This window comes from Rathayibacter sp. Leaf185 (assembly GCF_001423885.1).
Taxonomy (GTDB): Bacteria; Actinomycetota; Actinomycetes; order Actinomycetales; family Microbacteriaceae; genus Rathayibacter.
The window spans coordinates 13,809-40,275 of record NZ_LMPP01000008.1; the positions used below are offsets into that span (position 1 = coordinate 13,809).

The window sequence follows — 26,467 nt, forward strand, 5'->3', positions numbered from 1 at the left end:
TCGTCCGACGGTGATCGCGCCCTCGCTCTTGTCAGGCGCAGGCCCCTGCCGCTACGGTCGACGGAGCCGATCCACGAAAGGAGCCGACCATGCAGCACTTCGCGCACTTCACCACCGCCGGCTTCTCCGGCGCCCTCTCCGACTGACCGGTCGAGCATCCCGCTCGTCATCGCTCAGACGGTGACGGCGCCGAAGAAGCTCCCGGTCCAGCGGCCTCGCCGTGCGGACCGTCGTCCCGTCCCGGACCCTCGCGGGTCCTCCGCGCCGCCCCCTCGGCGGCGCCTCCGCGCGCTCTGAGCGCGCTCCTCGTCGCGCCCGCAGCGGCGCTCTTCGGCGCGCCCGCGCGCCCAGCCAGAAGGACATCCTCGTGAACACCGCACTCGGAGCGACCACCCTCGCCCGACCTCGACGCCGCACCCTCGACCTCCTCGACCGCCTCGCCCTCCGCCTCGGAGTCGCGCTGGTGGCGTGGAGCCGACGCGACCGCCGCCGCCCCCTCACCCACGCCGACGTCGCCGCGCTCCGCCGCGAGCGCGCCGATCTGCTCGATCGCGAACGGAGGTACCGCCTCCTGAACACGCCCCGGTGACCGCGGCTGCTGTCGGGCGCCTCCGGCTCGCGAGATCGCGTTCGGCTCGCAGAATCCGCGCGTTCTCGCGAGCCCGACGTGCTTCTGCGAGCCGGAGACGGCCCCCGGAGGCGCTGCCCGCGCAGGACCGCGCCGAGTACTCGAAAGGTGCGGTAGTCGGATGCGACTACCGCAACTTCTGTGGAGTGGGTGCGCCTTTCGGGCGCGGGTCGCGCCTCCGCCCGCCGAGAACGCAGAAGTTGTCGTACTGGGGCGTCGAGTACGACAACTTCTGCGGAGTGGGCGGCGCCGGCCGACCGGCGTCAGGCGCGCGGGAAGCGCGCGTCGCGCTCGTAGTCGCGGCGCCTCAGGTCGAGCGCCGCCGCGACCTGCCCCGGTGCGTCGTCGCCGACGAGCAGGCGGAGGCGGTCGTCACCGGACGCGACGTGCGCCACGATCGCGTCGGCCGCCGCGCGTGCGGCCAGCCCCTCGCCTCCGAAGCCCGCCGGCCACGGCACCGTCGGCGAGCCGAACAGCGACGTGCGCAGGTCGTCGTACGCGGCGAGAGGCTCGCTGAAGCGCATGCCGCTCCCCGCCCACTCCGTGTCGAGGGCGCCCGGCTCGACGATCGTCACCCGGATGCCGAACGGCCGCACCTCGGCCGCCATCGCCTCGCTGAAGCCCTCGAGCCCCCACTTCGCCGCGTTGTACAGGCCGAGCGTCGGCATCGTCCCGACCGCGCCGACCGTCGAGATCTGCACGATGTGCCCGGAGCCGGCGGCGCGCATCACCGGAAGCGCCGCCCGACTCAGCCGGAGCGGCCCGAGCAGATCGGTGTCGAGGATGCCGCGAGCGTCCTCCTCCGAGACCTCCTCGGCGGCGCCGATCAGCCCGTACCCCGCGTTGTTCACCAGCACGTCGAGCCCGCCGAACGCCTCGACGGCACGGGCCACGGCTGCGATGGCTCCTTCAGGGTCGCGCACGTCGAGCAGGTGCACGACGAGCCGCTCGTGCGGAATCAGCGAGTGCTCGCCGCGCACCGTCGCGACGACCGCGTGGCCCGCGTCGAGGGCCGCCTCCGTCAGCGCCCGCCCCAGTCCCCGGCCGGCGCCGGTGATCATCCATGTCTGCGTCATGCGAGCGACTCTAACCCGAACTGGACGGTGCGTCTCGTTTCTCACGGTACCCTCGGACCCATGGCGCGCCTCCGGACCCAGACCCTCGTGCAGGCGGCCGCGCTGGACCTGGCCCGGACCGGCACCCTCTCGATGGAGGGCATCGCCGCGCGCGCCGGGGTGAGCAAGCAGACGCTGTACCGCACCTGGCCGTCGACCGGCGCGATCCTCTTCGACGCGCTGCTCGCGCGCAGCCTCGATGCGAGCGGGCGGGTCGTCGTGCCCGACACCGGTGATCTCGCGGCCGATCTCGAGCTGCTCGTCACCGGGACGATCGCCGAGCTCACCGATCCGGACCAGGAGCCGCTCCTCCGCTCGCTCACCGCGGCGATCCAGACCGACGCCGCGCTCGCCGAGCAGTACCGCGAGCGGCTGCTCGCCCCGCAGCTCGCCGCCGTCGCCGAGCGGCTGCGTCACGGAGGCGTCACCGACGCGGACGAGGCAGCCGAACTGCTCCTCGGCGCGGTCCTGCACCGGTGGCTGCTGCGGTCGCGCCCTTTCGAACCGGGGTGGCCGGGAGCGCACGTGCGGCGCGTCCTGCGCGCACTCTGACGCGCCGCGGGGCTCGGTCACCGTCGAGTGTCCAGGAGTTGTCGTACTCGAGCACCGAGTACGACAACTTTCGGAGTCTCGACGGGGGGGGAGGAGTCGCGCGGGGCGGGTAAGGCTCGCCTCACCTTGAGCCTGGCCAGCGAGTTAGGTTAGGTTAACCTTCGCAACCCCGTCCCCCCTCTGAAGGATCGCTGTGCCCTCCTCCCGCACCCCCCTCCGCCTCGCCGCCGCCGCCTCGCTCGGCGTCGCCGCCCTGCTGCTCACGGCCTGCTCCGGAGGCGCCGACGCCGGCTCGACCGACGCCGCCACCGCGGGCGCCGGCTTCCCCGTCACCGTCGAGCACGCGTTCGGCGAGACCACCGTCGACTCGTCCGACCGCGTCGTCGCGATCAGCTGGACCAACCAGGACGTCGCCCTCGCTCTCGGCGTCACCCCGGTCGGCTTCACCCGCGCCTCCTACGGCGACGAGGACGGTGACGGCCTGCTCGCCTGGACGAAGGACGCTCTCGACGCGGCCGGCGACGAGACTCCGACGCTCTTCGACGAGACCGACGGCATCCCCTACGAGGCCATCTCCGACCTCACACCGTCCGTGATCCTCGGCGCCTACTCCGGCATGACGCAGGAGGACTACGACACCCTGTCGCAGATCGCGCCGACCGTCGCCTACCCGGGCCTGGCCTGGGGCACGACCTGGCAGGACTCGGCGAAGCTCGACGGCGCCGCGCTCGGCCTGAAGGACGAGGCGGAGGCGAAGGTCGCCGACGTCGAGTCCGACATCGAGGCCGCGGTCGCCGAGCACCCCTCGCTCGCCGGCAAGACCTTCACCTACGGCTGGTACGACCCCACCGACGCCAGCTCGTTCACCTACTACACGGCCAACGACGCGCGGGTGAAGTTCGTCGAGGACCTGGGTCTCGAGCTCGCGCCGAGCGTCGTCGACCTGACGGGAGACTCCGAGGCGTTCAGCGGCACCCTCAGCTCCGAGACCGCCGACCAGCTCGACGCCGACGTGCTCATCGTCTACGGCGACGACACGACGCTCGCCGCGCTGCAGGCCGACCCGCTGCTCTCGAAGATCCCCGCCGTCGCGCGCGGCTCGGTCTACGTGCTGACCGATGACTCCTCCGAGGCGATGGCGACCTCGTCGCCCAACCTGCTCAGCATCCCGTGGGTGCTCGACGAGTACACCGCGGGCCTCGCCGCCGCCGCCGACAAGGTGTCGTGAGCGCCGGCACCTCCGCACCCCACCGGCGCCCCGCCCCCGACGACACTCGCGGGCGGGGCGCCGGTCGCACGAGAGCCGTCGCGCTCGTCGTCGTGATCGCGGCGCTGGCCGTCGCGGCGGTCCTGTCGCTCGTCTACGGCTCGCGCGAGATCCCGTTCGGCGAGATCTGGCCGGCGCTGACCGCCCCCGACCCCGACTCGATCGCCGACGCGGCCGTGCAGGGCCGCATCCCCCGTACGGTGCTCGCGCTGCTCGTGGGCGCCTCCCTCGGGCTGGCCGGTGCGGTGATGCAGGGGATGACGCGGAACCCCCTCGCCGACCCGGGCATCCTCGGGCTGAACGCCGGAGCCTCGCTCGCGGTCGTCCTCGGCATCGCGACGGTCGGAGCGACGACACTGCCGCAGTTCATCTGGCTCGCCTTCGTCGGCGCCGCGGTGGCGGGCGCGTTCGTCTACGCGGTCGCCTCGCTCGGCCGAGAGGGCGCGACTCCGCTCAAGCTCGCTCTGGCGGGCGCCGCGACGGCCGCCGCGCTCACCTCCCTCCTCACCGCCGTGCTGCTGACGCAGGACGCGACGCTGAACCGCTTCCGCTTCTGGCAGGTCGGCGGAGTCGGCGGGGCCGAGAACGAGGGCATCCTCCAAGTGCTCCCGTTCCTCGTCGTCGGCGCGGTGCTCGCGCTCGGCAGCGCTCGCGGCCTCGACGCCCTCGCGCTCGGCGACGACCTCGCGACCGGACTCGGCCGCCGCGTGGGCCGCATCCGGCTCATCGCGGGCGTCGCCGCTGTGCTGCTCTGCGGTGCAGCCACCGCGATCGCGGGGCCGATCGGCTTCATCGGCCTGATCGTCCCGCACCTCGCCCGCCGCGTCACCGGGCCCTCGCACGCCTGGCTCCTCCACTTTTCGGCGCTGCTCGGCGCGCTGCTCCTGCTCGTCGCCGATGTCGTCGGACGCGTCGTCGCCCGCCCGAGCGATGTCGAGGTCGGCATCGTCACCGCGCTGATCGGCGCCCCCGTGCTGATCGCGATCGTGCGCCGTTCGAAGGTCCGGGCACTGTGAGCGCCGTGACTCCCGGCATCGTCGCCGGGCGCCGGCTGCGGCTGCGCCGAACGGTCATCGGATGCGCGGCGCTCGCGCTCGTGGCGTTCGCGCTCGTCGTGGTCTCGCTCACCGTCGGCAACACCGTCTACTCACCGCTCGACGTGCTGCGCGTGCTGCTCGGCGAGACCGTGCCGGGAGCCTCCTTCACCGTCGGGACCCTGCGCCTCCCGCGGACCCTGACCGCACTGCTGGTCGGCACCGGGTTCGGGATGGGCGGCGTCATCTTCCAGACGATGCTGCGGAACGCGCTCGCCAGCCCCGACATCATCGGCATCACCTCGGGCGCGAGCGCGGCGGCCGTGGTCGCGATCGCGTTCTTCGGCCTCTCGGGCACCACGGTCTCGGTGATCGCGGTCGCCGCGGGCCTCGCGACGGCGCTGCTGATCGCCTCCCTGGCCGACGGCGGCGGGGTCGTCGGCGCGCGGCTGATCCTGATCGGGATCGGCGTCGGCGCGATGTTCCAGAGCGTCATCGCGTTCGTGCAGACCCGCGCCGACTTCGAGGACGTCCAGGAGTCGCTGCGCTGGCTGACGGGCAGCCTCAACACGGCGCTCTGGGACGGGGTTCCCGCCCTCGCGGTCTCGATGCTGGTGCTCGTGCCCCTCGCCCTGCTGCTCTCGGGCCGCCTGTCGGTGCTGCAGCTCGGCGACGAGTCGGCGACCGCGCTCGGCATCGACGTGCGCCGCAGCCGCCTCGCGCTGCTGGCCGTCGGAGTCGGACTCGTCGCCGTCGCCACCGCCGCCACCGGGCCGATCGCGTTCGTCGCCTTCGTCTCGGGGCCGATCGCGCGGCGCATCGTGCCGGACGCGCGGTCGCTGCTGGTCCCCTCCGCCCTCGTCGGCATCGTCGTCGTGCTCGCGGCCGACCTCGTCGCGCAGTACGTCGCCGGGCTCGTCTTCAGCGGCGCCCGCTTCCCCGTCGGAGTGGTCACGGGCGCCATCGGCGCGCCGTTCCTGCTCTGGCTCCTCGCCCGCCGCAACCGCACCGGAGGCTCCCTGTGACCGTCTCGACCGGAACCGCCCGCACCCTGGCGGTCGACTCCGTCACCCTCGCCTACGACGAGCGGGTGGTGGTCGACGGGCTCTCGCTGACCGTGCCCACCGGCGCGATCAGCGTCATCGTCGGCGCGAACGCCTGCGGCAAGTCGACGCTGCTGCGAGCGATGGCGCGCCTGATCACGCCGCGCGAGGGAGCCGTGCTGCTCGACGGGCAGGCGATCCACCGCCTCCCGACCCGGCAGGTCGCCCAGCAGGTGGGGCTGCTGCCGCAGACGCCGATCGCGCCCGAGGGGATCGCGGTGTCCGACCTGGTCGCGCGCGGCCGGTACCCGCATCGGGGCTGGTTCGGGCGGGGCGCCTCCGCCGACGACGACGCCGTGGTCGAGGACGCCCTGCGCGCGACCGGCACCCTCGAGATCGCGGACCGGCCGGTCGACGAGCTCTCGGGCGGCCAGCGCCAGCGCGTCTGGATCGCGATGGCCCTGGCGCAGCGCACCGACGTGCTGCTGCTCGACGAGCCGACGACGTACCTCGACGTCTCGCACCAGATCGAGGTGCTCGATCTGCTGACCGACCTCAACCGGACCCGCGGCACCACGATCGTGATCGTGCTGCACGACCTGAACCTCGCCGCGCGCTACGCCGACCACCTGTTCGCGGTGCGCGAGGGCGCGCTGTACGCCTCGGGGACGCCCGCGGAGGTGGTGACGCCCGAGACGGTGCGCGCGGTCTTCGGCATGGAGTCGCGCGTGATCGAGGACCCGGTGTCGCGGACCCCGCTGGTGCTGCCGATCGGGCGGCACCACTCGGGCTGAGGCGGGCGCAGTTCGGGATCGTCTGCATCCACTCCCCGAGAGTTGTCGTACTCGGTGGTCGAGTACGACGACTCTCGAGGAGTCGACGGTCCCGTGGCGCGTGCGCGCGGCGCGGGCGCGTTCCCTCTCGGGCGCGGGGCCAGGATGGGAGGATGCTCCTCCGCGATCTCTCGCCGGCCGACCTCGCGACACCGCGATTCTCGGAGCTGCTGTGGATGTCGGCGGAGCTGCCCGAGGAGGAGCTCGCCCGGATCCGCGACGAGGAGTTGCCGACGCTCTCCCTCATCGGAGCGGTGGACGGCGGGACCGTGAACGCGTTCGCGGCGGTGCGGGTCCGCGAGGACGGGCTCGAGATCGAGTACGTCGCCTCTCTGGGCCGGGGACTGGGGTCGGCTCTCGTGGCCGAGCTGCGGCGGAGGCGTCCGGGAGTCGTCATCGTCGCGGAGACCGACGACGACGCCATCGGCTTCTACCGCCGCCTCGGTTTCACGGACGTCCCCGCCCCCGCCGACCCGCGCTGGCCGGACAGGCCGCGCTACCGGTGCACGCTGCCTGCGTAGCGACGCCCGCAGGCTCCTCGACTCCGCAGGAGTTGTCGTCGTCGAGCACCGAGTACGACAACTTCTGCGGAGTCGGAGTCGAGTCGGGGAGGCGGGCGGTCACCCGGGGTCGAGCGTCACCCGGGCGTCGAGGCGCAGGCGATCCAGGAACGTCTCGTCGTGGCTCACGACGACGAGGGCGCCCCGCCAGGCGGCGAGCACGTCGACGAGGTGGTCGGTCGTGGCCATGTCGAGGTCGTTCGTCGGCTCGTCGAGCACGAGCAGCTGCGGGGCGGGGTGCGCGAGCACCAGGCCGGCGAGAGCCACCCGGAAGCGCTCGCCGCCCGAGAGGGTCGCGGCCGTGCGGTCGACGATCGAGCCCCGGATGAGCAGGCGAGCCAGGGCGTTGCGCAGCTCGCGCGCCGGGACGGCGAGTGCCGCTCGAGCAACGTGCTCGAGCACGGTGCGGTCGTCGTCGAGCAGTCCGTCGCGGCGCTGCGGGAGCCAGCCGATGCGATCGGTCAGCGCGGTCGCGTGGGTGTCGGCGATCGGATGCGGACGCGCCTCCGGATCGCCGACGAGCTGCTCGAGGAGCGTCGTCTTGCCGCTGCCGTTGGCCCCGACCAGGGCGACCCGCTCGGACCCCTGCAGCACCGTGGTCCGCCCTCGCACCGTGAGCTCGGCCAGGCGGCGACCCGCAGGGAGCCCGGGATCCGGAAGCTCGATCCGGACCGCGTCGTCGTCGCGCACCGCGCGCGACGCGGCGTCGACCTGCTCGCGGGCGCGCGCCTCCGCCTCGCCGTGACCCGAACGGAGGCGCCCCGCGGTCGCCTCGGCCCGGTTCCTCCGGGTGTTCGCGAGCATCTTCGGCATCGACTCCGCCGATCGGGCCCCCGCCTTCGCCCGGCGCGCGATCGTCGTCTCGGCCTCGATGCGCTGCCGCTTCTCGGCGCGCAGCACCTGGTCGGCGTCGCGCAGGTCGCGCTCGGCGGCCGCCCGCTCGAGCGCGAGGCGCTCCTCGAAGGCCGACCACGTGCCTCCGGAGGTGCGCAGCGCACCGTCGCGCAGCTCGGCGATCTCGTCGACGTGCTCGAGGAGCTCGCGGTCGTGGCTGACGACGATCAGCGTTCCGCGCCACCGGTCGACGAGGTCGAGCAGCAGCCCGCGCGAGCGCCGGTCGAGATCGTTCGTGGGCTCATCGAGCACGGCGATCGGCCGGTCTCGCAAGCGCACCCCGGTAACGGCGGTGAGAACGGCCTGCCCGCCGGAGAGCGTCGCGACCGGGCGCCGGAGGTCGTCGAGGTCGAGGCCCACCTCGTGCAGCGCGGCGACCGCACGGGACTCGAGATCCCAGTCGTCGTCGAGGGCGTCGAAGTGCCGCGGATCGACGTCGCCGCCGAGGATCGCGTGCAGGGCGTCGAGCCGCTCGCGCACGCCGAGGAGGTCGGCGACGGTGTCGCCGGGCCCGCGCCGGAGCCGCTGCGGCAGGAGGTCGACCGCGCCGGTGGTCGAGACGGTTCCCCTCGTCGGGGCGAGGTCGCGGGTGACGAGCCGGACGAGCGTGGACTTGCCGGCGCCGTTGGCTCCGACGAGTCCGGTGCGGCCGCGCCCGAAGGCGGTGGTGACCCGGTCGAGGACGACCGAGCCGTCCGGCCAGGCGAACGAGCAGTCGGTGAGGACGACGGAGGGCGTGAGGGTGGTGGAGGGCATGGTGCTCCAGGTGTCGGTGTCGGCGCACGCCGACCACCGGGCTCCCGGTGTCCGGAAGCGCGGCCTCGCCCTCAGCGGGCGGGCACGGGGGTCGTCAGTGCGAGGGCAGCGTCTGCGTCGTGGACGCAGTACCGGTGCTGATGCGCAAAGGACCGTCTTCCGTGCGGGGAGCCCCCGTGTCCGCGAGCCGCCCGGTCGGCCGGTGAGGTGGCCGCTCCGACGTCGCGGCTCGCGACGAGGTACCCGTGCACGCTACGCGCGGGCGGCGCGCTCGCGCAAGGCCGCCCACGCGCTCCGCCGAGCCGTCCGATCGGTCACGAACGGCCCCCTGGAGTCGCGGGAGGGAGCCGTTCGTGACCGATCGAACGCGCCGGGCGCGGGGTGTGGCGCGTGTGGCACGCTCGTCGGGGAGCGCGCCCGCGGGCGGCGCGCGGGAGCGGAGCGGCATGATCGGCCTGGACCTGACGGGGAAGACTGCACTGGTGACCGGATCGGGGCAGGGCATCGGCCTCGCCATCGCGGTCGGCCTGGCACGGGCCGGCGCCGCCGTGGTGGTCAACGCGCGATCGCAGGAGTCGGTGGACCGCGCGATCGGCGAGGTGACCGCGGCCGTGCCGGGCGCCTCCGTCACCGGGGTCGCGGCCGACGTGTCGAGCGACGACGGCACCGACGCGCTGCTCGAGGCCGTGCCGACGCTCGACGTGCTCGTCAACAACCTCGGGGTCTACGGCAGCGCCGAGGCGCTCGACATCACCGACGACGAGTGGCGGCGCTACTTCGAGGTCAATGTGCTCACCGGCGTGCGACTGACGCGCGCCTACCTGCCCGGGATGACGCAGCGGGGCTGGGGCCGCGTGATGTACATCGGCAGCGACTCCGCCGTCGTCACGCCCGCCGAGATGATCCACTACGGCGTCTCGAAGACGGCACTGCTCGGCGTCTCGCGCGGATTCGCGAAGGCCGCGGCCGGCACCGGCGTGACCGTGAACAGCGTGCTCGCCGGGCCGACGCACACCGGCGGCGTCGAGGACTTCGCCCGCTCGCTAGTCGGCGACGACCTGCCGTGGGACGAGGCGCAGCGCGAGTTCATGCGCCTGCACCGCCCGCAGTCGCTGCTCCAGCGCCTCATCGAGCCGGAGGAGATCGCGAACATGGTCGTCTACCTCGCCTCGCCGCTCGCGTCGGCGACGACGGGCGCCGCCGTCCGGGTCGACGGCGGCTACATCGACTCGATCGTCCCCTGACGGGCGGGGCGAGGGCAACAGCGTCGACGTGCAAGCGACCTTCGAGGGCGCTGTGCCGGCGCCCGGACGGCTCAGGAAGGGTGGCGCCTCATCACGACCGAGACGGCCGCTCGAGACGACACGCTGATCATGTCCTTCCGGCGTCGCGAACAGCACCGTATCTCTGTAACCCATTCGAGGACACCGAAAAGATATCTATGGGATTCGCCGAGTGCTTCTACCCAGAGAGAAGGGATACGTCATAGCGCATTCCTGAAGGCGCTGTTAGAGTCTCGATTCGCCGAAGGTTCTCCGACAAGAGATTCCTTTCACCTGATCACCGCGCTTGCACCCCCTCCTCTCGGAAAGGCGACCGCAACGGTCGACGCGAACGGCGAGACCCGATGACAGTTCTGACAGGCAGCGGAGACGACATGGCGATGAAGACCGAGAGTTCGATATTCGAGACCGAGAAGACGGTCCAGGTACTCGGGCGGACCCTGCAGGATGCGCTCGCCCGGGCGAAAGCCGGCTCCATCGCTCCGGTGCAGAGCACGTCAGGAGCACTGTCGCAGTTCGACGAGAAGGCCGCGATCGAGGTCGTCGCACAGGGCAGAGGGCTCGTCGGCGGCTCATGGGCAGTGCAGGTCTTCGTCTGGGACGCGGGGCAGAAGCGCACTGTCGAGCTCGTCGCGCTCGGCGACAGCGGCATGGCACGCGTGATGGACGGCTATCGGAACTCGATCTCGATGCAGGCGAGCCTCAAGAAGCGCGACGAGATCGCGGCTTCCCTGCGATGACGGACCAGTAGGACATTCCGAAGCTCGGACGCAGAAGCGCCGGGGCACCGATCGAAAGACCGAGGAACCGGCATGGCAGTGACATTCGACGAGCTCCGGCCCGGATCCCTCTTCCGGGTCTCGATCAACGGGGCAGACATGGACTTCTCGGTGAGAGATGCCACTCATCGGTTCCTCGATGCGAACCTCGAACCGTCGGGGGCGGCCTGCACTCTCGTCTTCGCGCGATTCGCGAGTGGCGTCGAGAGCAGTTCACCCGAGGTGAAGGCGAATCTCATGCGGGAGGCCGTCCGCCTCATCGACGAAGGCATGATCGGCGGCATGCTCACCGAGCGGGGCAACGCCTTCTTCCGCGTCGAGGGCGCCGTCCTGCTCTGACCCCCTGCCGGATCGCGGGCAGAGTGGTGGCATGGCTTTCACCGGGTTCGGGTCGGACGCGAGCGCGTTCCTGGCCGCTCTGACGACGAACAACTCACGGCAGTTCTTCGACGAGCACCGCCAGGAGTACGTCGACGCCCTCCGCCAGCCCCTCGAGGACCTCCTCGGAGAAGCCGAGGCGGAGTACGGCCCCGGCCGGGTCATGCGCCCGAACCGGGACGTGCGGTTCAGCCGCGACAGATCGCCGTACAAGACGAGCGCCAGCATGTGGGCCGGCAGCGTCGGAGGCGTGTACCTCAGCGTCACCGCCACGCACCTCGACGTCGGCGGAGGACTGTACGAGCCCAGCCGCGACCAGCTCACGCGCGCCCGGACCGCCATCGACTCGGTCCCCACGGCTGCTTCCTGCCTCGCCGAGATCGTCGATGCGCTGACGAGCGCGGGCTTCGAGATGGCCGGGCCGTCGCTGAAGACCGCCCCGCGAGGGTACGACCGCGACCACCCGCGGATCGAGCTGCTCCGGCTCACGCACTACGCCGCGCTCACCCACCTGCCCGTCACCGCGCCGCCGGCCGCGATCCACGACGCCTGGGGGGCCGTCGAAGGGCTGATCGGCTGGGTCGACACGTACGTCCAGGCCGCGAGACCACAGCCCTGATCCACGGACGGTCATCCCCCCGCTGATCGAGCCCGCAGAGCCCGCATCGCGCGTCAGCCCCGCGGCGCCGCGACAGAGCCGCCGGGGCGCCACGGGCCGCCGATGCGCTCCTGCAGGAGGGGCGCGGCCGGGTCGGCGAGGCGCGCGAGGAGCGCCTCCACGCCGCGGCGACCGAGGGCGTGGCCGGGGCCGACGAGCAGGTCGAGCGTCGGGTCGGCGAGGTCGGCGACATCGGGGTCGGAGGCGAGCAGCACGATCGACAGGTCGTCGGGGACCCGCACTCCGCGGTGCCGCAGCTCGTGCGCGAAGCCGACGGCGGCGCCTCCGTTGATGACCACGACCGCGGTGACGGCGCCCGCATCGAGCGAGCGGGCCAGGGCGCGACCGCCTGCGGGCGACTCGTCGCAGCGGAGGAGGGATCCGGTGAGCCCGCGCGCGGCGCACGCGAGAGTGAACGCCTCCTCGGTGCGGGCGTAGGGCCCGAAGTCGGAGCCCTCGCCGCCGAGGACCAGCGCGATGCGGGTGTGGCCGAGCGCGGCCAGGCGGGCGAGCGCCTCCTCGACCATGCCCTCGAAGTCGATGTCGACCCAGTCGAGGGCCGACGGGTCGCGGGTGCGGCCGATCAGGGTGAACGGGGTCCCGGAGTCGCGGAGGATCGCGACCCGCTCGTCCTCCGAGGTCACCTGCATCAGCACGACACCGTCGAGCAGACCGTCGGAGCGCAGGTCGGCGAGCCGCTCCGACCCGCCGACGGTCGGCCAGAGCACGATCGAGTAGCCGTTCTCGGCGGCGGCCTCGGCCGCGCCGGTGAGGAACGAGGTGGCGGTGTTGAGCGGGCGGCTCGAGACCAGCGGGTAGACGATCGCGACGATGTGCGAGCGGCGGCGGGCGAGGGCGCGCGCCACCGCGTTCGGCCGGTAGCCGAGCTCGCGCATCGCCTCCTGCACGCGCTCGCGGGTCTCGGGCGTCACCGGCTTGGAGTCGTTGACGACGAAGGACACGGTCGTCATCGAGACGCCGGCGAGGCGTGCGACATCGCGCATCGTGGCCACGGCACCTCCTCGCGATCGGTGCGCCGGCGCGAGGTTGACGCGGGGCGGGGTGCTCCCGCAGTCTAGGAGCACGGGCCGGTGAAGCGCTTAACCACTGCCCTCGCCCGGCCGCTGCAGAACGCGACTCTCCATCGATGAAGAAGGAACCCCCGTGACCACACCCGCCACTCCCGTCCGCGTCCTCGTCTGGGGCGAGAACCGCCACGAGCAGATCGAGGAGAAGGTCCGCGCGATCTACCCGGACGGCATGCACTCGACCATCGCGGAGGGCATCCGCGAGAACCTCGGCGACGGCGCGGTCGTCGCCACCACCACGCTCGACGAGCCCGAGCACGGCCTCACCGAGGAGGTCCTCGACGCCACCGACGTCCTCGTCTGGTGGGGCCACATGGCGCACGGAGACGTCGACGACGCGATCGTCGAGCGCGTGCACCGCCACGTCCTCGCCGGCATGGGCCTGCTCGTGCTGCACTCGGGCCACTGGTCCAAGATCTTCGGCAAGCTGATGGGCACCACCTGCACGCTGCGCTGGCGCTCGGAGGAGGACCGCGAGCTGGTCTGGACCGTCGACCCGACGCATCCCATCGCGCAGGGCGTGCCGCACCCCTTCGTCATCCCGCAGCAGGAGATGTACGGCGAGTTCTTCGACGTGCCCGCGCCCGACGAGCTCGTGTTCCTCTCGACGTTCTCGGGCGGGGAGGTGTTCCGCTCGGGGATGACCTACAAGCGCGGTCACGGCCGCATCTTCTTCTTCTCGCCCGGCGACCAGGACTACCCCGTCTACCACCACGAGCACGTGCGCCGCGTGATCGCGAACGGTGTCGAGTGGGCGCGGACCTCGCGGCCCGAGCGCCGCCTCCCGGTGCTGCAGCGCTACAAGACCGAGGACTTCTACAACGGCGAGGACTACCAGGGAGCGCTCGTCCGATGACCGTGCGCCTCGTCCAGGTGGGTGCCGGCGCGATGGGTCGCGCCTGGATCCGGACCATCCGCGACTCCCCCGACGCCGAGCTGGTCGGCCTCGTCGACCTCGACGTCGAGCTCGCGACGCGCGCCGCAACGGAGGAGGGCGTCGGCTCGATCGCGGTCGGCAGCAGTGTCGCCGAGGTCGCGGCCCGCTCCGGCGCCGACGCGGTGGTCAACGTGACCGTCCCGCGCGCGCACCTGCCGGTGAGCTCGGAGGCGCTGTTCGCCGGTCTCCCCGTGCTCTCGGAGAAGCCGATCGCGCCGACCATCGCCGAGTCGCTGATCCTCGCGGCCACCGCCGAGGTGTCGGGGCAGCTGCTGATGACGAGCCAGTCGCGGCGCTACTACGCGTCGATCGCCGCGTTCCGCGAGCAGATCGCGGGGCTCGGTCAGCTGGGCACCGCGTCGGTGACGTTCGCCAAGGCTCCGCGCTTCGGAGGCTTCCGCGACGAGATGGCGCACGTGCTGCTCGTCGACATGGCGATCCACGCGTTCGACGCGGCGCGCTACCTGCTCGACAGCGACCCCGTCGCCGTCTACTGCGAGGAGTACAACCCGGGCTGGAGCTGGTACGCCGACGGAGCCGCGGCGAGCGCCGTCTTCGAGTTCGCCGACGGGGTGCGCTTCTCGTACACCGGCAGCTGGTGCGCCGACGGCCTCGAGACGTCCTGGAACGGCGACTGGCGCGTCAACGGCGCAGGCGGCACGGCGCACTGGAACGGCGACGGGGCCCCGGAGTGGCAGGCGCGCGAGTCGGACGCGGTGCAGGTGGCGGCACTGGATCCGGTGCCGGAGGAGATCGCGGGCTCGCTCGCGGAGTTCGTGCGGGTACTGGGGACGGGTGCAGTGCCCTCGGGCGAGGTGCACTCGAACGTGCGGAGCCTCGCGATGGTCGAGGCGGCGGTGCGCTCCTCCGAGACCGCGGCGCGCGTGCGCATCGACGACGTGCTCGAGGAGGGCTATGCGGAGGCGCTCGAGCAGGCGCGTGACGAGCGCGTGCGGGCGGCGCTGGCCGCCTGGGGCTCGGCGGCGGCGGGACTCGCGGGCTGAGCCGCGCAACGTCAGCTGAGAAGGTGTCGCAGCCACCATCGTGCGCGAGCGACGGTCTCAGCTGACGTTGTGCCGTGGCGTACTGATCGGGGCCACTCGACCAGCAGGCAGGCGCGGGCCGACGGCGGGCACCGACTCCGCGTGTTCGCCGGGCGGACACCTCGGGACGCCCGGGTGTTCACCCGGGGCCGCGAGCGTGTGCGGGTTCCCTTCGAAACCGCTCAGGAGACCCGTGCCCCGTCACCCCGCCCCCCGCCGCACCGTCGGTGTCGCGCTCGCCCTCACTCTCGCGAGCTGCACGCTCGGTGCCGCTCTGCCCGCCGCCGCCGCGGGCGACTCCTTCTTCACGCGCCTCGCCACCGTGCCCGCGTATCTCAACGCCGCCGACCCGGCCACCGACGCCGCCGTCGCCGAGATCTCGAGCGCGTCGCCCGACGGCCGCCTCGTCTACTCGACCGACTCGGCCGGGCAGCGCATCAACGTCCTCGACATCAGCGACCCCGAGGCGCCGGAGCCCCTCGGCGGCGTGGGCGTCGGAGGCGAGCCCACCTCGGTCTACGCGACCGGCGAGTACGTGCTCGCGGTCGTCGACACCAGCGACGGCGACTTCGCGAACCCCTCGGGCCACGTCAGCGTGCTGCACGCCGACGACCTCGCTCCGGTCGCGACCATCGAGCTCGGCGGGCAGCCCGACTCCATCGACGTGACCACCGCCGGCGACACCGCCGTCATCGCGATCGAGAACCAGCGCGACGAGGAGTCCACCCCCGAGGGCGGCGAGGAGGGCGACCTCCCGCAGGCGCCCGCCGGCGAACTCGTGGTGATGGACCTCGCGGGAGACCCCGCCACCTGGGTCGCCGAGCACGTCGACATGACCGGACTCGCGGGCCTCGACACCCCGTCGGACCCCGAGCCCGAGTACGTCTCGATCAACCCGGCCGACACCGCCGTCGCGGTGACCCTGCAGGAGAACAACGCCGTCGCGATCCTCGACCTGGCCACGCGGACCGTGACCGCCTCGTACTCGGCGGGCACCGCCTCCGTCACCGGGATCGACACCCTCGACGACGACCGCATCGAGCTGACCGGCTCGATCACCGACGTGCCCCGCGAACCCGACGCGATCGGCTGGGTCGGCGACGACCACGTCGCCATCGCGAACGAGGGCGACTGGAAGGGCGGCACCCGCGGCTGGTCGATCCTCGACGCCGCCACCGGCGCCGTCGCCTGGGACGCCGGCAACAGCTTCGACCACCTCGCGGTGAGCCTCGGCCTCTACCCCGACAAGCGCTCCGACGCGAAGGGCTCCGAGCCCGAGGGCCTGCTCTCGGCGACCTACGACGGCGTGCCCTACGTCTTCGTCGGCGCCGAGCGCGCCAACTTCGTCGCGGTCTACGACGTGACCGACCCGACCGCCCCGCGCTTCGTGCAGGCGCTGCCGTCGACGCCCGGTCCGGAGGGGCTGCTCGCCCTGCCCGAGCGCGACCTGCTCGTCGTCTCGAGCGAGACCGACGACGCCGAGGCGGCCGTCCGCGCGAGCGTGCAGCTCTACGCGATGGGGGCCTCCTCGCCCGCGTTCCCGACGATCGAGTCGGCCTACGTCGACGGCTCACCGCTGCCGTGGGGTGCGCTCTCTGGCCTGTCGGGCGACCCTCTCGACGCCGACCGCCTCTTCGCGGTGAGCGACAGCGCCTACGCGCCGAGCGGGATCTACTCGATCGACACCTCCGTCACCCCCGCGCAGATCGACTCGTCGCTGACCGTGACCGACGGCGGTGAGCCGGCGGCCCTCGACCTCGAGGGCATCGCGGCGCGCGTCGACGGAGGCTTCTGGGCCGTCACCGAGGGCGCGACCGGCCCCGAGAACGCGCTGCTCGAGCTCGACGCCGACGGCGCGGTGCAGCAGAGCATCGCGCTGCCGACCGAGGTCGCCGAGGCGCTCGGCTCGCAGGGCTTCGAGGGCGTGACCATCGAGCAGGGCGCCGAGGGCGAGATCGTCTGGACGGCGCTGCAGCGCGAGGCCTCGATCGACGCCGACGGCATCGTCCGGATCGGACGCTACGACGTCGCGGCGGCGACCTGGAGCTTCTTCGGCTACCCGCTCGAGGCCGCCTCGGGTGCCGAGGGAGACTGGAACGGCGTCTCCGAGATCACGCTGACCCCGGCGGGCACGCTCGCCGTGATCGAGCGCGACAAGCGCAACGGGCCGGATGCCGCACTCAAGGCGGTGTACACGGTCCCGCTGCCCAGCGGCCCGGGCGCCGGGGCCGGCGAGGAGCTCCCCGTGCTCGAGAAGACGCTCGCCGCCGATGTGCTGCCCGCGCTCGAGGCCGGCGACGGCTGGACGCAGGAGAAGCTCGAGGGGCTCGGAATCACGGGCTCCGGCGAGGTGTTCGTCGTGACCGACAACGACGGAGTCGACGACGCCAACGGCGAGACCGTGCTCGCGTCGCTGGGCAGCGCGACGGAGGTGTTCGGGGCCGCGCCGGTGCCGACTCCGACGGCGACGCCGACTGCAGTCCCGACCGGAGAGCCGACCGCTGTGCCCACCGCGGAGCCGACCGTCGCGCCGACCGCGGCGCCGACGACCGCCCCGACGGCTCAGCCGACGGTCGCGCCCAGTGCGCACCCGACCGCAGCTCCCCTTGCGGGCACCACGCCCACGCGCCCCGGCTCGGGACTCGCCAGCACCGGAGTCGAGACCGGCTGGGCCGCCGCTGCGGCGCTCGCGCTGATGGCCGGCGGAGCGCTCGCGCTCGGCCTCAACCGCAGGCGCCGCACCGCGCGCTGATGCACTGACGCCGACGGCCCGGAGGACGCACGTCCTCCGGGCCGTTCGTCGTCCCGCGACCCCGCATCCGCACCTCCGGGGCGGGGTGCAGGCAGCGTCATCCACCACCGCAGATCGAGGCGATGAGGGTGCGGGTCACCCAGTCGACGTAGGCGTCGCGCGTCCAGCCCCGCTGGAGGACGACCAGGTCGTAGACCTCGATCGACACGGTGGTCCAGAGCACGTCGCGGATTTCGTCGACGTCGATCCCCGCGCGGAGCTGCCCGGTGCCCACGAGGTGCGCGGCGAAGCCCGCTGTTCCGGCGAGCCGTTCCCCCTGGATCCTCTGCCAGAGCTCGTCGGTCGTGGGATCGACGGCGGCGCCGGTCCGCACCGCGAGCTGGATCCGGGCGGAGCGCTCGGATCGGAGCGCTCCGCCCTCGGCGTACAGACGAAGCTTCGTGCGGACGTCCGGCTCAGCGATGATCCTCCGGGTCTCCGGTCGGTCCGCGACGGCCACCGGTTCGTCGTCACCGGCGATCGCCACGTCGAAGACCGCCTTGACGAGCGCGGCCTTCGTGCCGAACCCCTTGAAGACGCTCTCGGGCGAGACGCCGGCCCGTCGAGCGACCGCCGCGATCGTGGTCGCGACGTATCCGCGCTCCTCGAGCAGCTCCTGAGCGGAGGCGACGACACGCGCGCGCGCCGCTCGCGCCTTCTCCTGTCGAGCGCTCGCGTCGTAGCCGCGGGGCCGGCGGACGTCGGTGCTCTTGACACGGTCCGTCATCGTCGTCATCCTCAATTCATTACAGACCCACTGTATCCGATTCACCGCATCGAGAGGTTCTTCCATGACCGACACCTCGTCCGGCGCCACCACCATCGCTCTGCGCGGCGTCGCAGTGATGGCCCGGGGCGAGCGCGACGCTTTCGACGACCTGTACGCTTCCGCCGCCGTCAACCACGAGTCGGGAGACGAGCCGCCGGCGTGCCGCCTCCCCGGCCCCGCCGGCTTCTACGCGACCGCGCTCTGGCTGCGCTCCGCCTACGACGAGATGGACTACCGGATCCACCACACCATCGAGTCCGACGGCCTCGTCGCCGTCGACTGCACCATGAGCGGACGCCAGGTCGGCCCGTTCCTGCTGTACGACGCCGACGGCCTCGTCTCGAGAGCCTGGGCACCGACGGGTCGGCGGTTCGCCGCCCGGCAGACACACTGGCTCCGGGTGTCGGAGGGACGGATCACGGAGCACTGGGCGGTCCGTGACGACCTCGGCCAGGGAACGCAGCTCGGCTGGCTGCCTCCGACCCCGATGTACCTCCTCCGCTGCGCTGCGGCCAAGCGTCGAGCGCTGCGACTCGCGCGAGAGTAGGAGGCTCCGCCGTTCTCGCCGGGGCCGTTCCCGGCCGGCCCGTGCGGCTCCCGGACGCGATGCGCGACGACGTCCGGCTTCCCGCCGGGGAACCAGTTCTCGCCGAGGTGCCGCGTTCAGAGCGGTGTCTGGGCGAGAACCGGTTCCCTCGGCGGAGGGGGTCAGCTGCCGGTCGGGGCGTCGGTCTCGGCAGGGGTCGGCGCGTCGGTCGGGGTGTCGCCGGCCGAGGGGCGGGCGGGCGGGGTCGGCGCCTCTCCGTCGACGGGGGGCGCGGGCGGAGCCGGGACCTCGCAGTCGCCCGACGGGGCGGGCGGGGTCGGCATGGCGCCATCGACCGGCGGGGCGGGCGGAGTCGACAGGGTCCCGTCGGCGGGCGGCGTCGGCAGCTCGCCGTCAGCGGGAGGCGTGGGAGTCTCGCCCTCGGCGGGAGCAGCGGGCGGCGTGGGCAGCTCGCCGTCGGCGGGCGGCGTCGGCAGCTCACCCGCGGCCGGAGGCACGGGAGCCTCGCCGTCAGCAGGCGCCGCGGGCGGAGTCGGCGCCTCCCCGTCCGCAGGAGGCGTCGGCAGCCCCGCGGCTCCCGGACCGGCCGGTCCGCACCTCCCCGGCCCGGGCGGGGTCGGGGCCGTGCCGTCGCCGATGGCCGGCGCGCCGGTCACCCCGTCGCCCGCCCCCGGCGTCTGCAGCGGTGTCGCGCCGGCCGACATCGACGGAGTCGGCGTCCCCGTCCCGTCGGCGAACGCGGCGGTCGCTCCGAGCCCGGTCAGCCCGAGCGCTCCGACAGCGATGCAGACCGCGAGCGTGCGGCCCCTGGGGCGGCGCGGGCCGAAGCCCGAGCCCTTCGGCGTGGTGGTCCGGTTCATGGTTCTCTCCTCGTGACGGCCGACGGCGCCGATCCCGTTCGGGGCGGTCGCGGCCTGTTCCATCTCAGATTCAGAGCCGAATCTGAAGCGGCGCTTAAGAACAGTGCCTCCCCAGCCGATGCCTGGCGCGCGCCGATCCGCCGCCCCTACGGTCGGAGCATGCTCCCTCCCGCCCGGATCCTCCTCGTCGAGGACGACGACGCCATCCGCACCTCCGTCGAGGCGGCCCTGCGTGGCGAACGCTTCACGGTGCGCGGCCTCGCGACCGGCGAGGACCTCGCCCGCGAACTGGCCGCCTTCTCCCCCGACCTCGTGATCCTCGACTGGATGCTCCCCGGCCCGAGCGGCATCGTGCTGGCCGAGCGGGTGCGGCGGGCGAGCGACGCCGCCGTCATCATGCTGACCGCGCGGGACGCGGTCGATGACCGCCTCCGCGGGTTCGACGAGGGAGTCGACGACTACGTGGTCAAGCCGTTCGTGCTGGCCGAGCTCGTCGCGCGGGTCACCGCGGTGCTGCGCAGGCGCGGACGGGTGCCGTCGATCATCGAGATCGGCGACCTCGTCGTCGACCCCGACTCCGGCCGGGCCCAGCGCGGCGGTGCGCCGCTGGACCTGACCGCGACCGAGTTCCGGCTGCTCGCGTTCCTCGCCGGCAGCCGCGGCCGCACGCTCAGCAAGACGCAGATCCTCACCCAGGTCTGGGGCTACGACCACGTCGACCCCAACCTCGTCGAGGTGCACCTCAGCTCCCTCCGCAAGAAGATGGAGGCGCACGGCGAGCGTCTCATCCACACCGTCCGCGGTCTCGGCTACCGGGTGGAGGCGTGAGCGCGGCGCCGCTGCGCACAGGCTCGCTGCGCCTGCGCACGGTGGTCGCCGTCGTCGCGCTGCTGGCCGTGCTGCTGCTCGCCCTCTCGGTGACGGTGCAGGCGGTGCTCGGCGACCGCCTCCGCAGCCAGATCGAGGAGCGGCTGCAGGACCGCGCCTCCGCGGCCGCCGCGCTCGTCGGCACGATCGACGACGACGAGCTGGCCTCGCGGCTCTCGGCGCAGGGCGTCGCGGTGCGGATCACGAGTCCCGAGGGGGAGGCCGTCGTCGCCGGCCCCAGCCCGGAGCAGCTGCGGGCCGGGCCGGGCGCGGCCGATCAGCTCGCGGAGCCGCCGGCGGGCCCGTCCGCGGGCGCGCCGACTCCCGTGCCCCGGGCCGCCACCGCCGCGACGGTGACCGTCGCGTCCAGCTCGGTCTCGGGCGACGACCAGCTGATCACCCTCGAGTCGACCCTCAGCGACGGCACCGAGCTGACGCTGACCAGCGATGCCAGCTCGGTCGGCTCGACCCTCGCGTCGCTGAACGCGATCCTGCTCGTCTCCTCGGCCGCGTTCCTCCTGCTCGCCGCGATCGCCCTGACGGCGGTCGTGCGCGCGACCCTGCAGCCCCTCGAGCGGATGACCACCGTCGCCCGCGAGATCGCTCACGGTGATCGCGGGCGCCGCCTCCGCCCCTCGCGCCCGGGCACCGAGCTCGGGCGGACCGCCGCCGCCTTCGACGAGATGCTCGACGACCTCGAGCAGGCCGAGCGCACCGCCGTCGCGGCCGAGCGGCGGATGCGCGCCTTCGTCTCGGACGCCGCGCACGAGCTGCGCACCCCGGTCGCCGGTATCCAGGCGGCGGCCGACGCTCTGGTCAGGGCCGACGGCTCCGAGGAGGACCGGGAGCGGCTCTCGGTGCATGTGGTGCGGGAGTCGCTGCGCGCAGGCCGCCTGATCCAGGACATGCTGCTGATGGCCCGGCTTGACGAGGGGCTGGCGGTCGAGCCGCGCGCCCTCGACGTGATCCCGGTCGCGGAGGCGGCGATCGAGAGACAGCTGCTGCACCGGCCCGAGCTGGTCGTCGCCCTGCACCCGCCGGCGGAGGCGCCCCACGCGCTCGCGGATCCCGACCGGCTCGGGCAGATCCTCGGCAACCTGCTCGAGAACGCGGCGCGCTTCGCCCGCTCGCGCGTCGACGTCACGCTCTCGTCGACGCCCGGCACCGTCGTGCTCACCGTCGACGACGACGGCCCCGGAGTCGCGGCGCCCGACCGCGAGCGCGTCTTCGACCGCCTGGTGCGCCTCGACGACGCCCGCAACCGCGCCGACGGAGGCTCGGGGCTGGGCCTGCCGATCGCCCGCGGCCTCGCCCGCGCCCTCGGCGGCGACCTGGTCTGCCTCGAGGGCCCGGCCGGCGCGCGCTTCCGGGTGACGCTCCCCTCCGCCTGACCGCCCCACCCTCGGCCAGACCTCCTCACCGAGGGAACCAGTTCCCCCGGTGAGAACCTGCACAGCAAAGCGGCGATTCCGCAAGCACGTGTCCAGGTGACATCCGCGCGCCACGATGAGCGACATGGACACGCTCGACGCCGCCGCGACGCGCACGCTGGTGCGCCGCGACTTCGGCATCGACCTCGCCGTGCTCGAGCCGGTGACCGGCGGGCTCGACCGCCGCGCGCGCGTCTGGTGCGCGACCGACGACTCCGGTGCGCTCTGGAGCGTGAAGGCCAGCCTGCGCGACGGGCGCTTCGGACTCGCGCTCGCCTCCGCCCTCGGTGACGCGGGCGCGCCCGGCGTCGCCGCCCCGCGTCGCGCGGTCGACGGTCGCCCGTGGGCCGAGAGCGGCGGGGTCCTCGTCTCGCTCGCGCCGTGGATCCTCGGCCAGGACGCGGTCGACGCCGACGACGACGCGCTCTCGTGGGAGCGGTTCGGCGGCGTGCTGCGCTGCGTCCACGACGCCGAGCCGCCCGTGGGCGCCTCCCCGACCCGGAGGGGGATCCGCCGCGAGCGCCGCCCTCCCGCGGTTCTGATCGCCGAGGTCGACGAGCACCCCGCCGGCCGCTCCGCGCTCTGGCGCGAGCATCGCGGGCGCCTCCTCGCCCTCGCGAGCGCCGAGCGCCGCCTCAAGCGCGGCCGCAGCGCCACCTCCCGCGTGCCGGTGCACGGCGATCCGCACCGCGGCAACATCGTCATCGACCAGGCCCACCGCCCCTGGCTCATCGACTTCGACGAGTCCACCGTCGCTCCCCGCGAGGTCGACCTCCTCCTGGTCGAGCTCGGCGTGATCTTCTCGCGGCCGATCACCGATGACCAGCGCCGCGCCTTCCGTGCGGGCTACGGCGAGACGCTGATCGACGACGAGCGGATCGCGCGCTTCGGCTGCGTGCGCGCCGTCGAGGACGCGACGGCCGCGTTCCTCGACCCGGATCCGCAGGACCTCGCAGGCCAGCTCGGCCCCCACGGTCTCGTCTCGCTCGTCGAGACCGCGCTCGAACGACTCCGGCGCTCCTGACCGGGACCAGACACGACCACGACACCCAGCACCACAGCACCCTGAACCACCACCACAGCAGAGGAACCATCATGCGCAGACGACTACTCCCCCTCGCCGCCCTTCTCACGGCACCCCTCGTCCTCGCCGGCTGCAGCGGCTTCGGCGGCGGCGGCAGCGACTCGGCGGACGCCGACACGCTCACCTTCACGACCTGGGCCAGCGAATCGGAGCAGGCCGCGTTCGAGTCGCTCATCGCCGACTTCGAGGCCGCGAACGACGGAGCGAGCATCGAGCTCAACGTCGTCCCCTACGACCAGATGTTCAGCAACATCGACGCGCAGCTGAGCTCGGGCGAGGCGCCCGACGTGTTCCGCGTCGACTACGGCAACCTCGGCGTGTACTCGAGCCAGGAGCAGCTGCTCGACGTCAGCGACCGGATCCCCGAGTTCGACTCGTTCACGCCGGCGTTCCAGGAGGCCGTCTCGTACGACGGCGTGCCCTACGGCGTCCCGCACCAGACCGACGTCTCGGCACTCCTCGTCAACACCGCCCTGCTCGAGGCCGCCGGCGTCACCGACATCCCGACCACCGGCGCCGACGCCTGGACCTGGGAGGAGTTCGCCGACGTCTCGACGAAGCTGCGCGCCTCCCTCCCCGCCGAGCAGTACCCGTTCGCCGCCAACTGGCAGCTCGGCGGCACGTCGCGCTGGCTGAGCTGGCTGTTCGAGGCCGACGGCGCTCTGCTGGAAGAGGACGGCACGACTCCCGCGATCGATTCCGCGGCCGGAGCGAAGGCCCTCGACTTCACCAAGAGCTTCTTCGAGAACGGCTGGGTCCCGCCCACCAGCTCCGTGAAGTCGCCCTCCTACGCCGACTCCCTCTTCACCGAGCAGACCACCGCGATGGCGTTCGTCGGCTCGTTCCTCGTGCCCGACGTCGACAACCTGGCCGACTTCGAGTGGACCGCCACCCCGATGCCCGTCGACGAGCGCGGGGCGACCGACCTGGGCGGCAACGCTCTCGTCGCCACCGCCGACACGGACAACCCCGAGCTGGCCACCGCGTTCCTGTCCTTCATGACGGAGGCGGAGAACATGGCCGCGTTCTGCGCCGCCACCAACGAGCTGCCCACCCGCACCGACATCGATCCCGCCTCGATCGACTTCGCCGTGCGACCCGATGTCATGCCGGTCTTCGCCGAGCAGGCGACCACCATCACCCCGAGCGACGTCAAGCAGCTCACCTCGCCGTTCCTCGCGGAGATCTCGGTCGGGATGCAGGACCAGCTCGAGGAGGCGTTCGTCAACGGACGCAGCACCGAGGAGACGCTCTCGGGTCTGACCGACGCCATCGCGCAGGCCACTGGCGAATGACGGCCGTCCCGCTCCGGCAGACCGCCACTCCGCGCAGACGCCGGACCGCCCGCACCCGCGAGGCGCTCGCCGGCCTCGGCTTCGTCGGGCCCAACCTGCTGCTGATGGCGCTGTTCCTGTTCGTGCCGATCCTGTGGGCGATCCAGCTGTCGTTCCAGGAGTCGCGCGGTTTCGGCGCCCCGGAGTGGGTCGGCTTCGCGAACTATCTGCGGATGGGCGCCGACCCCGTCTTCTGGCAGAGCCTGGCCAACACGCTCGTCTTCACGGCGGTGACCGTGCCGCTCGAGCTGCTCGGCGGGCTCGGTCTCGCCGTGCTGCTCAACTCGGTGCTGCCGGCCCGCGGGATCTTCCGCACGATCATCGTGCTGCCGCTGGTGATCTCGGGCGTCGCCTCCGGGATGATCGCGGTCACGATCTTCAGCGAGTCCTCGGGCATCGTCAACAAGGTGCTGTCCTCGATCGGGCTCTCGCCGGTCTCGTGGCAGTCCGACGGCACCGCCGCGATGGTGTCGGTGATGCTCACCGCGGTGTGGCTGCGCATCGGCTTCAACATGGTGATCTACATCGCAGGTCTGCAGAGCGTGTCGCCCGAGCTGTACGAGGCGGCGCGGATCGACGGGGCCACGCGGTGGCAGCAGTTCCGCGCGCTGACGGTGCCGCTCGTCGGCCCGTCGACGTTCTTCCTGCTGATCATGAACGTCATCGCGTCGTTCCAGGTCTTCGACATCGTCTTCGTGATGACCGGGGGCGGCCCGGGCTTCTCCACCTCCGTGCTCGGCACCTACGCCTACCGCAACGGCTTCCAGGTGCGCGAGCAGGGCTACGGGGCCGCGCTGGGAGTCGTCATCCTCCTCATCTCCCTCGCCTTCACCTACCTGCAGTGGCGCACGAGCCGCACCCGCGACCTCGTCGAATAGGAGCCGCAGACATGACCTCGACACTCCCCTCCCCCGCGATCGCCGCGGCCGTCGTGCAGGCGACCCCGCGTCGGCGCCGCGGCCGCCGCGACGGTTCGCGCCTCGGGCTCGCCGTCCGACTCGTCGTCGCCGTGGTCGCCTCCGCGATCGTCTTCTTCCCCCTCTACTGGATGATCGTCATCGCGTTCTCGCCCCGCGGCGAGGTCTTCTCGCCGGGTCCGCCGCAGTTCTGGCCGAGCGAGATCTCGCTCGAGAACTTCGCGACGGTCTTCGCGCGGTTCCCCGTCGAGGAGTGGTTCGTCAACTCCGTCGTCATCGGTCTGTTCGTGACGGCCTTCACGGTCGTGCTCAACCTGCTCGCCGGCTGGGGCTTCGCGCGGCTGCGGTTCCCGGGGCGCAACCTGCTGTTCCTCCTCGCACTCGCGACGATGATGATCCCGGTGCAGGCGATCATGGTCGCCCAGTTCAAGCTCGTCACGGGGCTCGAGATCTACGGCACCTACTGGTCGGTGATCCTTCCGGGGGCGGCGGCCGCGTTCGGGATCTTCCTCGCCCGGCAGTTCTTCCTCTCGATCCCGGAGGAGCTCATCGAGGCCGCGCGCATCGACGGCGCCGGGCACCTGCGCGTGTTCGTGCAGATCGTGCTGCCGCTGAGCCGGCCGCTGATCGCGGTGCTGATCCTCCTGACGCTGCTCGGGAGCTGGAACGACTTCGCCTGGCCGCTGATCGCCCTGAAGGACAACGAGCTGTTCACGCTGCCGATCGGCCTGCTGTACCTCAAGGGCCAGTCGACCCCGGACTACTCGGCGAGCATGGCGCTCGCGCTGGTGTCGGTGCTGCCGATGGTGCTGCTGTTCCTCGCGTTCCAGCGCTACTTCGTCCAGGGCTTCGCCCGCAGCGGCATCCGCTGATCGCGCCACCCCTCTCTGCGAGGGAACCAGTTCTCGGCGGGACACCGCGTGTGATGTCTCAGGACTTCGGTGACGGTTCTGTCTCGGGACTTCGGTGACGGTTTGTGTCTCAGGACTTCGGTGACGGTTCTCGGGTGTTCATGAAGCC

At 72.7% G+C, this 26,467-nt stretch carries 26 protein-coding genes; 21 read left to right on the forward strand and 5 right to left on the reverse strand.

Annotation, left to right across the window (positions count from 1 at the left end):
• The first annotated feature begins 367 nt into the window (after positions 1–367).
• Positions 368–589 carry a hypothetical protein gene (locus ASG06_RS17850; RefSeq protein ID WP_056045945.1) on the forward strand — a complete coding sequence of 74 codons (222 nt, stop codon included), beginning with the start codon at positions 368–370 and terminating at the stop codon, positions 587–589.
• Between the two features lie 302 nt (positions 590–891).
• Here the strand turns inward: ASG06_RS17850 and ASG06_RS17855 are convergent, their stop codons facing one another.
• Positions 892–1,704, reverse strand: coding sequence for an SDR family NAD(P)-dependent oxidoreductase (locus tag ASG06_RS17855; protein WP_056045948.1), 813 nt, complete (start codon positions 1,702–1,704; stop codon positions 892–894).
• Between the two features lie 60 nt (positions 1,705–1,764).
• Here ASG06_RS17855 and ASG06_RS17860 point away from each other — a divergent pair, with 60 nt between their 5' ends.
• The 6 genes from ASG06_RS17860 (at position 1,765) to ASG06_RS17885 (ending at position 6,993) form a co-directional block, all read left to right on the forward strand.
• Positions 1,765–2,295, forward strand: coding sequence for a TetR-like C-terminal domain-containing protein (locus tag ASG06_RS17860; protein ID WP_056045951.1), 531 nt, complete (start codon positions 1,765–1,767; stop codon positions 2,293–2,295).
• A gap of 193 nt (positions 2,296–2,488) precedes the next feature.
• Positions 2,489–3,523, forward strand: coding sequence for an iron-siderophore ABC transporter substrate-binding protein (locus ASG06_RS17865; protein WP_231727830.1), 1,035 nt, complete (start codon positions 2,489–2,491; stop codon positions 3,521–3,523).
• Positions 3,520–4,578 (forward strand): FecCD family ABC transporter permease, encoded by a 1,059-nt coding sequence (locus ASG06_RS20105; protein WP_056045956.1) that lies wholly within the window; start codon positions 3,520–3,522, stop codon positions 4,576–4,578. The genes ASG06_RS17865 and ASG06_RS20105 overlap by 4 nt, the downstream gene beginning before the upstream one ends.
• Positions 4,575–5,621 (forward strand): FecCD family ABC transporter permease, encoded by a 1,047-nt coding sequence (locus ASG06_RS20110; RefSeq protein WP_056045961.1) that lies wholly within the window; start codon positions 4,575–4,577, stop codon positions 5,619–5,621. The genes ASG06_RS20105 and ASG06_RS20110 overlap by 4 nt, the downstream gene beginning before the upstream one ends.
• Positions 5,618–6,433, forward strand: coding sequence for an ABC transporter ATP-binding protein (locus ASG06_RS17880; RefSeq protein WP_056045963.1), 816 nt, complete (start codon positions 5,618–5,620; stop codon positions 6,431–6,433). Before ASG06_RS20110 ends, ASG06_RS17880 begins: the two co-directional genes overlap by 4 nt.
• Before the next feature lie 152 nt (positions 6,434–6,585).
• On the forward strand, positions 6,586–6,993 hold the full coding sequence (locus ASG06_RS17885; RefSeq protein WP_056045967.1) for a GNAT family N-acetyltransferase: 408 nt from the start codon (positions 6,586–6,588) through the stop codon (positions 6,991–6,993).
• 99 nt (positions 6,994–7,092) lie between these two features.
• On the opposite strand, the gene ASG06_RS17890 is transcribed toward ASG06_RS17885, so the two are convergent.
• Positions 7,093–8,682: an ATP-binding cassette domain-containing protein gene (locus ASG06_RS17890; RefSeq protein WP_056045972.1), complete on the reverse strand. Its 1,590-nt coding sequence runs from the start codon at positions 8,680–8,682 to the stop codon at positions 7,093–7,095.
• A 449-nt stretch (positions 8,683–9,131) separates the two neighbouring features.
• On the opposite strand from ASG06_RS17890, the gene ASG06_RS17895 reads away from it, so the two are divergent.
• The 4 genes from ASG06_RS17895 (at position 9,132) to ASG06_RS17910 (ending at position 11,741) form a co-directional block, all read left to right on the forward strand.
• The gene (locus tag ASG06_RS17895; RefSeq protein WP_056046012.1) at positions 9,132–9,926 is read left to right on the forward strand and encodes an SDR family NAD(P)-dependent oxidoreductase; all 795 of its coding nucleotides are present in this window, start codon (positions 9,132–9,134) and stop codon (positions 9,924–9,926) included.
• A gap of 383 nt (positions 9,927–10,309) precedes the next feature.
• Complete coding sequence (locus ASG06_RS17900; RefSeq protein WP_156466058.1) at positions 10,310–10,705, forward strand: hypothetical protein; 396 nt, start codon at positions 10,310–10,312, stop codon at positions 10,703–10,705.
• Positions 10,706–10,777: 72 nt separating this feature from the next.
• Positions 10,778–11,083: a hypothetical protein gene (locus tag ASG06_RS17905; RefSeq protein WP_056045978.1), complete on the forward strand. Its 306-nt coding sequence runs from the start codon at positions 10,778–10,780 to the stop codon at positions 11,081–11,083.
• Positions 11,084–11,114: 31 nt separating this feature from the next.
• The gene (locus ASG06_RS17910; RefSeq protein ID WP_056045981.1) at positions 11,115–11,741 is read left to right on the forward strand and encodes a TIGR02453 family protein; all 627 of its coding nucleotides are present in this window, start codon (positions 11,115–11,117) and stop codon (positions 11,739–11,741) included.
• 53 nt (positions 11,742–11,794) lie between these two features.
• Here ASG06_RS17910 and ASG06_RS17915 read toward each other — a convergent pair whose 3' ends face one another.
• Positions 11,795–12,784 carry a LacI family DNA-binding transcriptional regulator gene (locus ASG06_RS17915; RefSeq protein ID WP_231727832.1) on the reverse strand — a complete coding sequence of 330 codons (990 nt, stop codon included), beginning with the start codon at positions 12,782–12,784 and terminating at the stop codon, positions 11,795–11,797.
• A 160-nt stretch (positions 12,785–12,944) separates the two neighbouring features.
• Here ASG06_RS17915 and ASG06_RS17920 point away from each other — a divergent pair, with 160 nt between their 5' ends.
• The 3 genes from ASG06_RS17920 (at position 12,945) to ASG06_RS20530 (ending at position 17,600) form a co-directional block, all read left to right on the forward strand.
• Positions 12,945–13,724 carry a ThuA domain-containing protein gene (locus ASG06_RS17920; protein WP_056045986.1) on the forward strand — a complete coding sequence of 260 codons (780 nt, stop codon included), beginning with the start codon at positions 12,945–12,947 and terminating at the stop codon, positions 13,722–13,724.
• Positions 13,721–14,809: a Gfo/Idh/MocA family protein gene (locus ASG06_RS17925; RefSeq protein WP_056045989.1), complete on the forward strand. Its 1,089-nt coding sequence runs from the start codon at positions 13,721–13,723 to the stop codon at positions 14,807–14,809. The genes ASG06_RS17920 and ASG06_RS17925 overlap by 4 nt, the downstream gene beginning before the upstream one ends.
• A gap of 232 nt (positions 14,810–15,041) precedes the next feature.
• Positions 15,042–17,600 (forward strand): esterase-like activity of phytase family protein, encoded by a 2,559-nt coding sequence (locus ASG06_RS20530; RefSeq protein WP_162239044.1) that lies wholly within the window; start codon positions 15,042–15,044, stop codon positions 17,598–17,600.
• 97 nt (positions 17,601–17,697) lie between these two features.
• Here the strand turns inward: ASG06_RS20530 and ASG06_RS17935 are convergent, their stop codons facing one another.
• Complete coding sequence (locus ASG06_RS17935) at positions 17,698–18,366, reverse strand: TetR/AcrR family transcriptional regulator (protein WP_056046014.1); 669 nt, start codon at positions 18,364–18,366, stop codon at positions 17,698–17,700.
• A gap of 64 nt (positions 18,367–18,430) precedes the next feature.
• Here ASG06_RS17935 and ASG06_RS17940 point away from each other — a divergent pair, with 64 nt between their 5' ends.
• Positions 18,431–18,955 carry an ester cyclase gene (locus ASG06_RS17940; protein ID WP_056045991.1) on the forward strand — a complete coding sequence of 175 codons (525 nt, stop codon included), beginning with the start codon at positions 18,431–18,433 and terminating at the stop codon, positions 18,953–18,955.
• Positions 18,956–19,116: 161 nt separating this feature from the next.
• Here ASG06_RS17940 and ASG06_RS17945 read toward each other — a convergent pair whose 3' ends face one another.
• Positions 19,117–19,815, reverse strand: coding sequence for a hypothetical protein (locus ASG06_RS17945; protein ID WP_156466059.1), 699 nt, complete (start codon positions 19,813–19,815; stop codon positions 19,117–19,119).
• Between the two features lie 159 nt (positions 19,816–19,974).
• Here ASG06_RS17945 and ASG06_RS17950 point away from each other — a divergent pair, with 159 nt between their 5' ends.
• From ASG06_RS17950 to ASG06_RS17975, 6 genes are all read left to right on the forward strand, one after another.
• Entirely contained in the window at positions 19,975–20,643 is a 669-nt protein-coding gene (locus ASG06_RS17950; protein WP_056045997.1) for a response regulator transcription factor, read from the forward strand.
• A complete protein-coding gene (locus ASG06_RS17955) occupies positions 20,640–22,073 on the forward strand; it encodes a HAMP domain-containing sensor histidine kinase (RefSeq protein ID WP_056046000.1) in 1,434 nt (477 codons plus the stop codon). The genes ASG06_RS17950 and ASG06_RS17955 overlap by 4 nt, the downstream gene beginning before the upstream one ends.
• Positions 22,074–22,197: 124 nt before the next feature.
• Complete coding sequence (locus ASG06_RS17960) at positions 22,198–23,136, forward strand: phosphotransferase (protein WP_056046002.1); 939 nt, start codon at positions 22,198–22,200, stop codon at positions 23,134–23,136.
• 71 nt (positions 23,137–23,207) lie between these two features.
• Entirely contained in the window at positions 23,208–24,491 is a 1,284-nt protein-coding gene (locus tag ASG06_RS17965; RefSeq protein WP_056046005.1) for an ABC transporter substrate-binding protein, read from the forward strand.
• Complete coding sequence (locus ASG06_RS17970; protein ID WP_056046008.1) at positions 24,488–25,408, forward strand: carbohydrate ABC transporter permease; 921 nt, start codon at positions 24,488–24,490, stop codon at positions 25,406–25,408. The genes ASG06_RS17965 and ASG06_RS17970 overlap by 4 nt, the downstream gene beginning before the upstream one ends.
• Positions 25,409–25,419: 11 nt before the next feature.
• The gene (locus tag ASG06_RS17975; RefSeq protein ID WP_082499414.1) at positions 25,420–26,319 is read left to right on the forward strand and encodes a carbohydrate ABC transporter permease; all 900 of its coding nucleotides are present in this window, start codon (positions 25,420–25,422) and stop codon (positions 26,317–26,319) included.
• Positions 26,320–26,467: the final 148 nt, after the last annotated feature.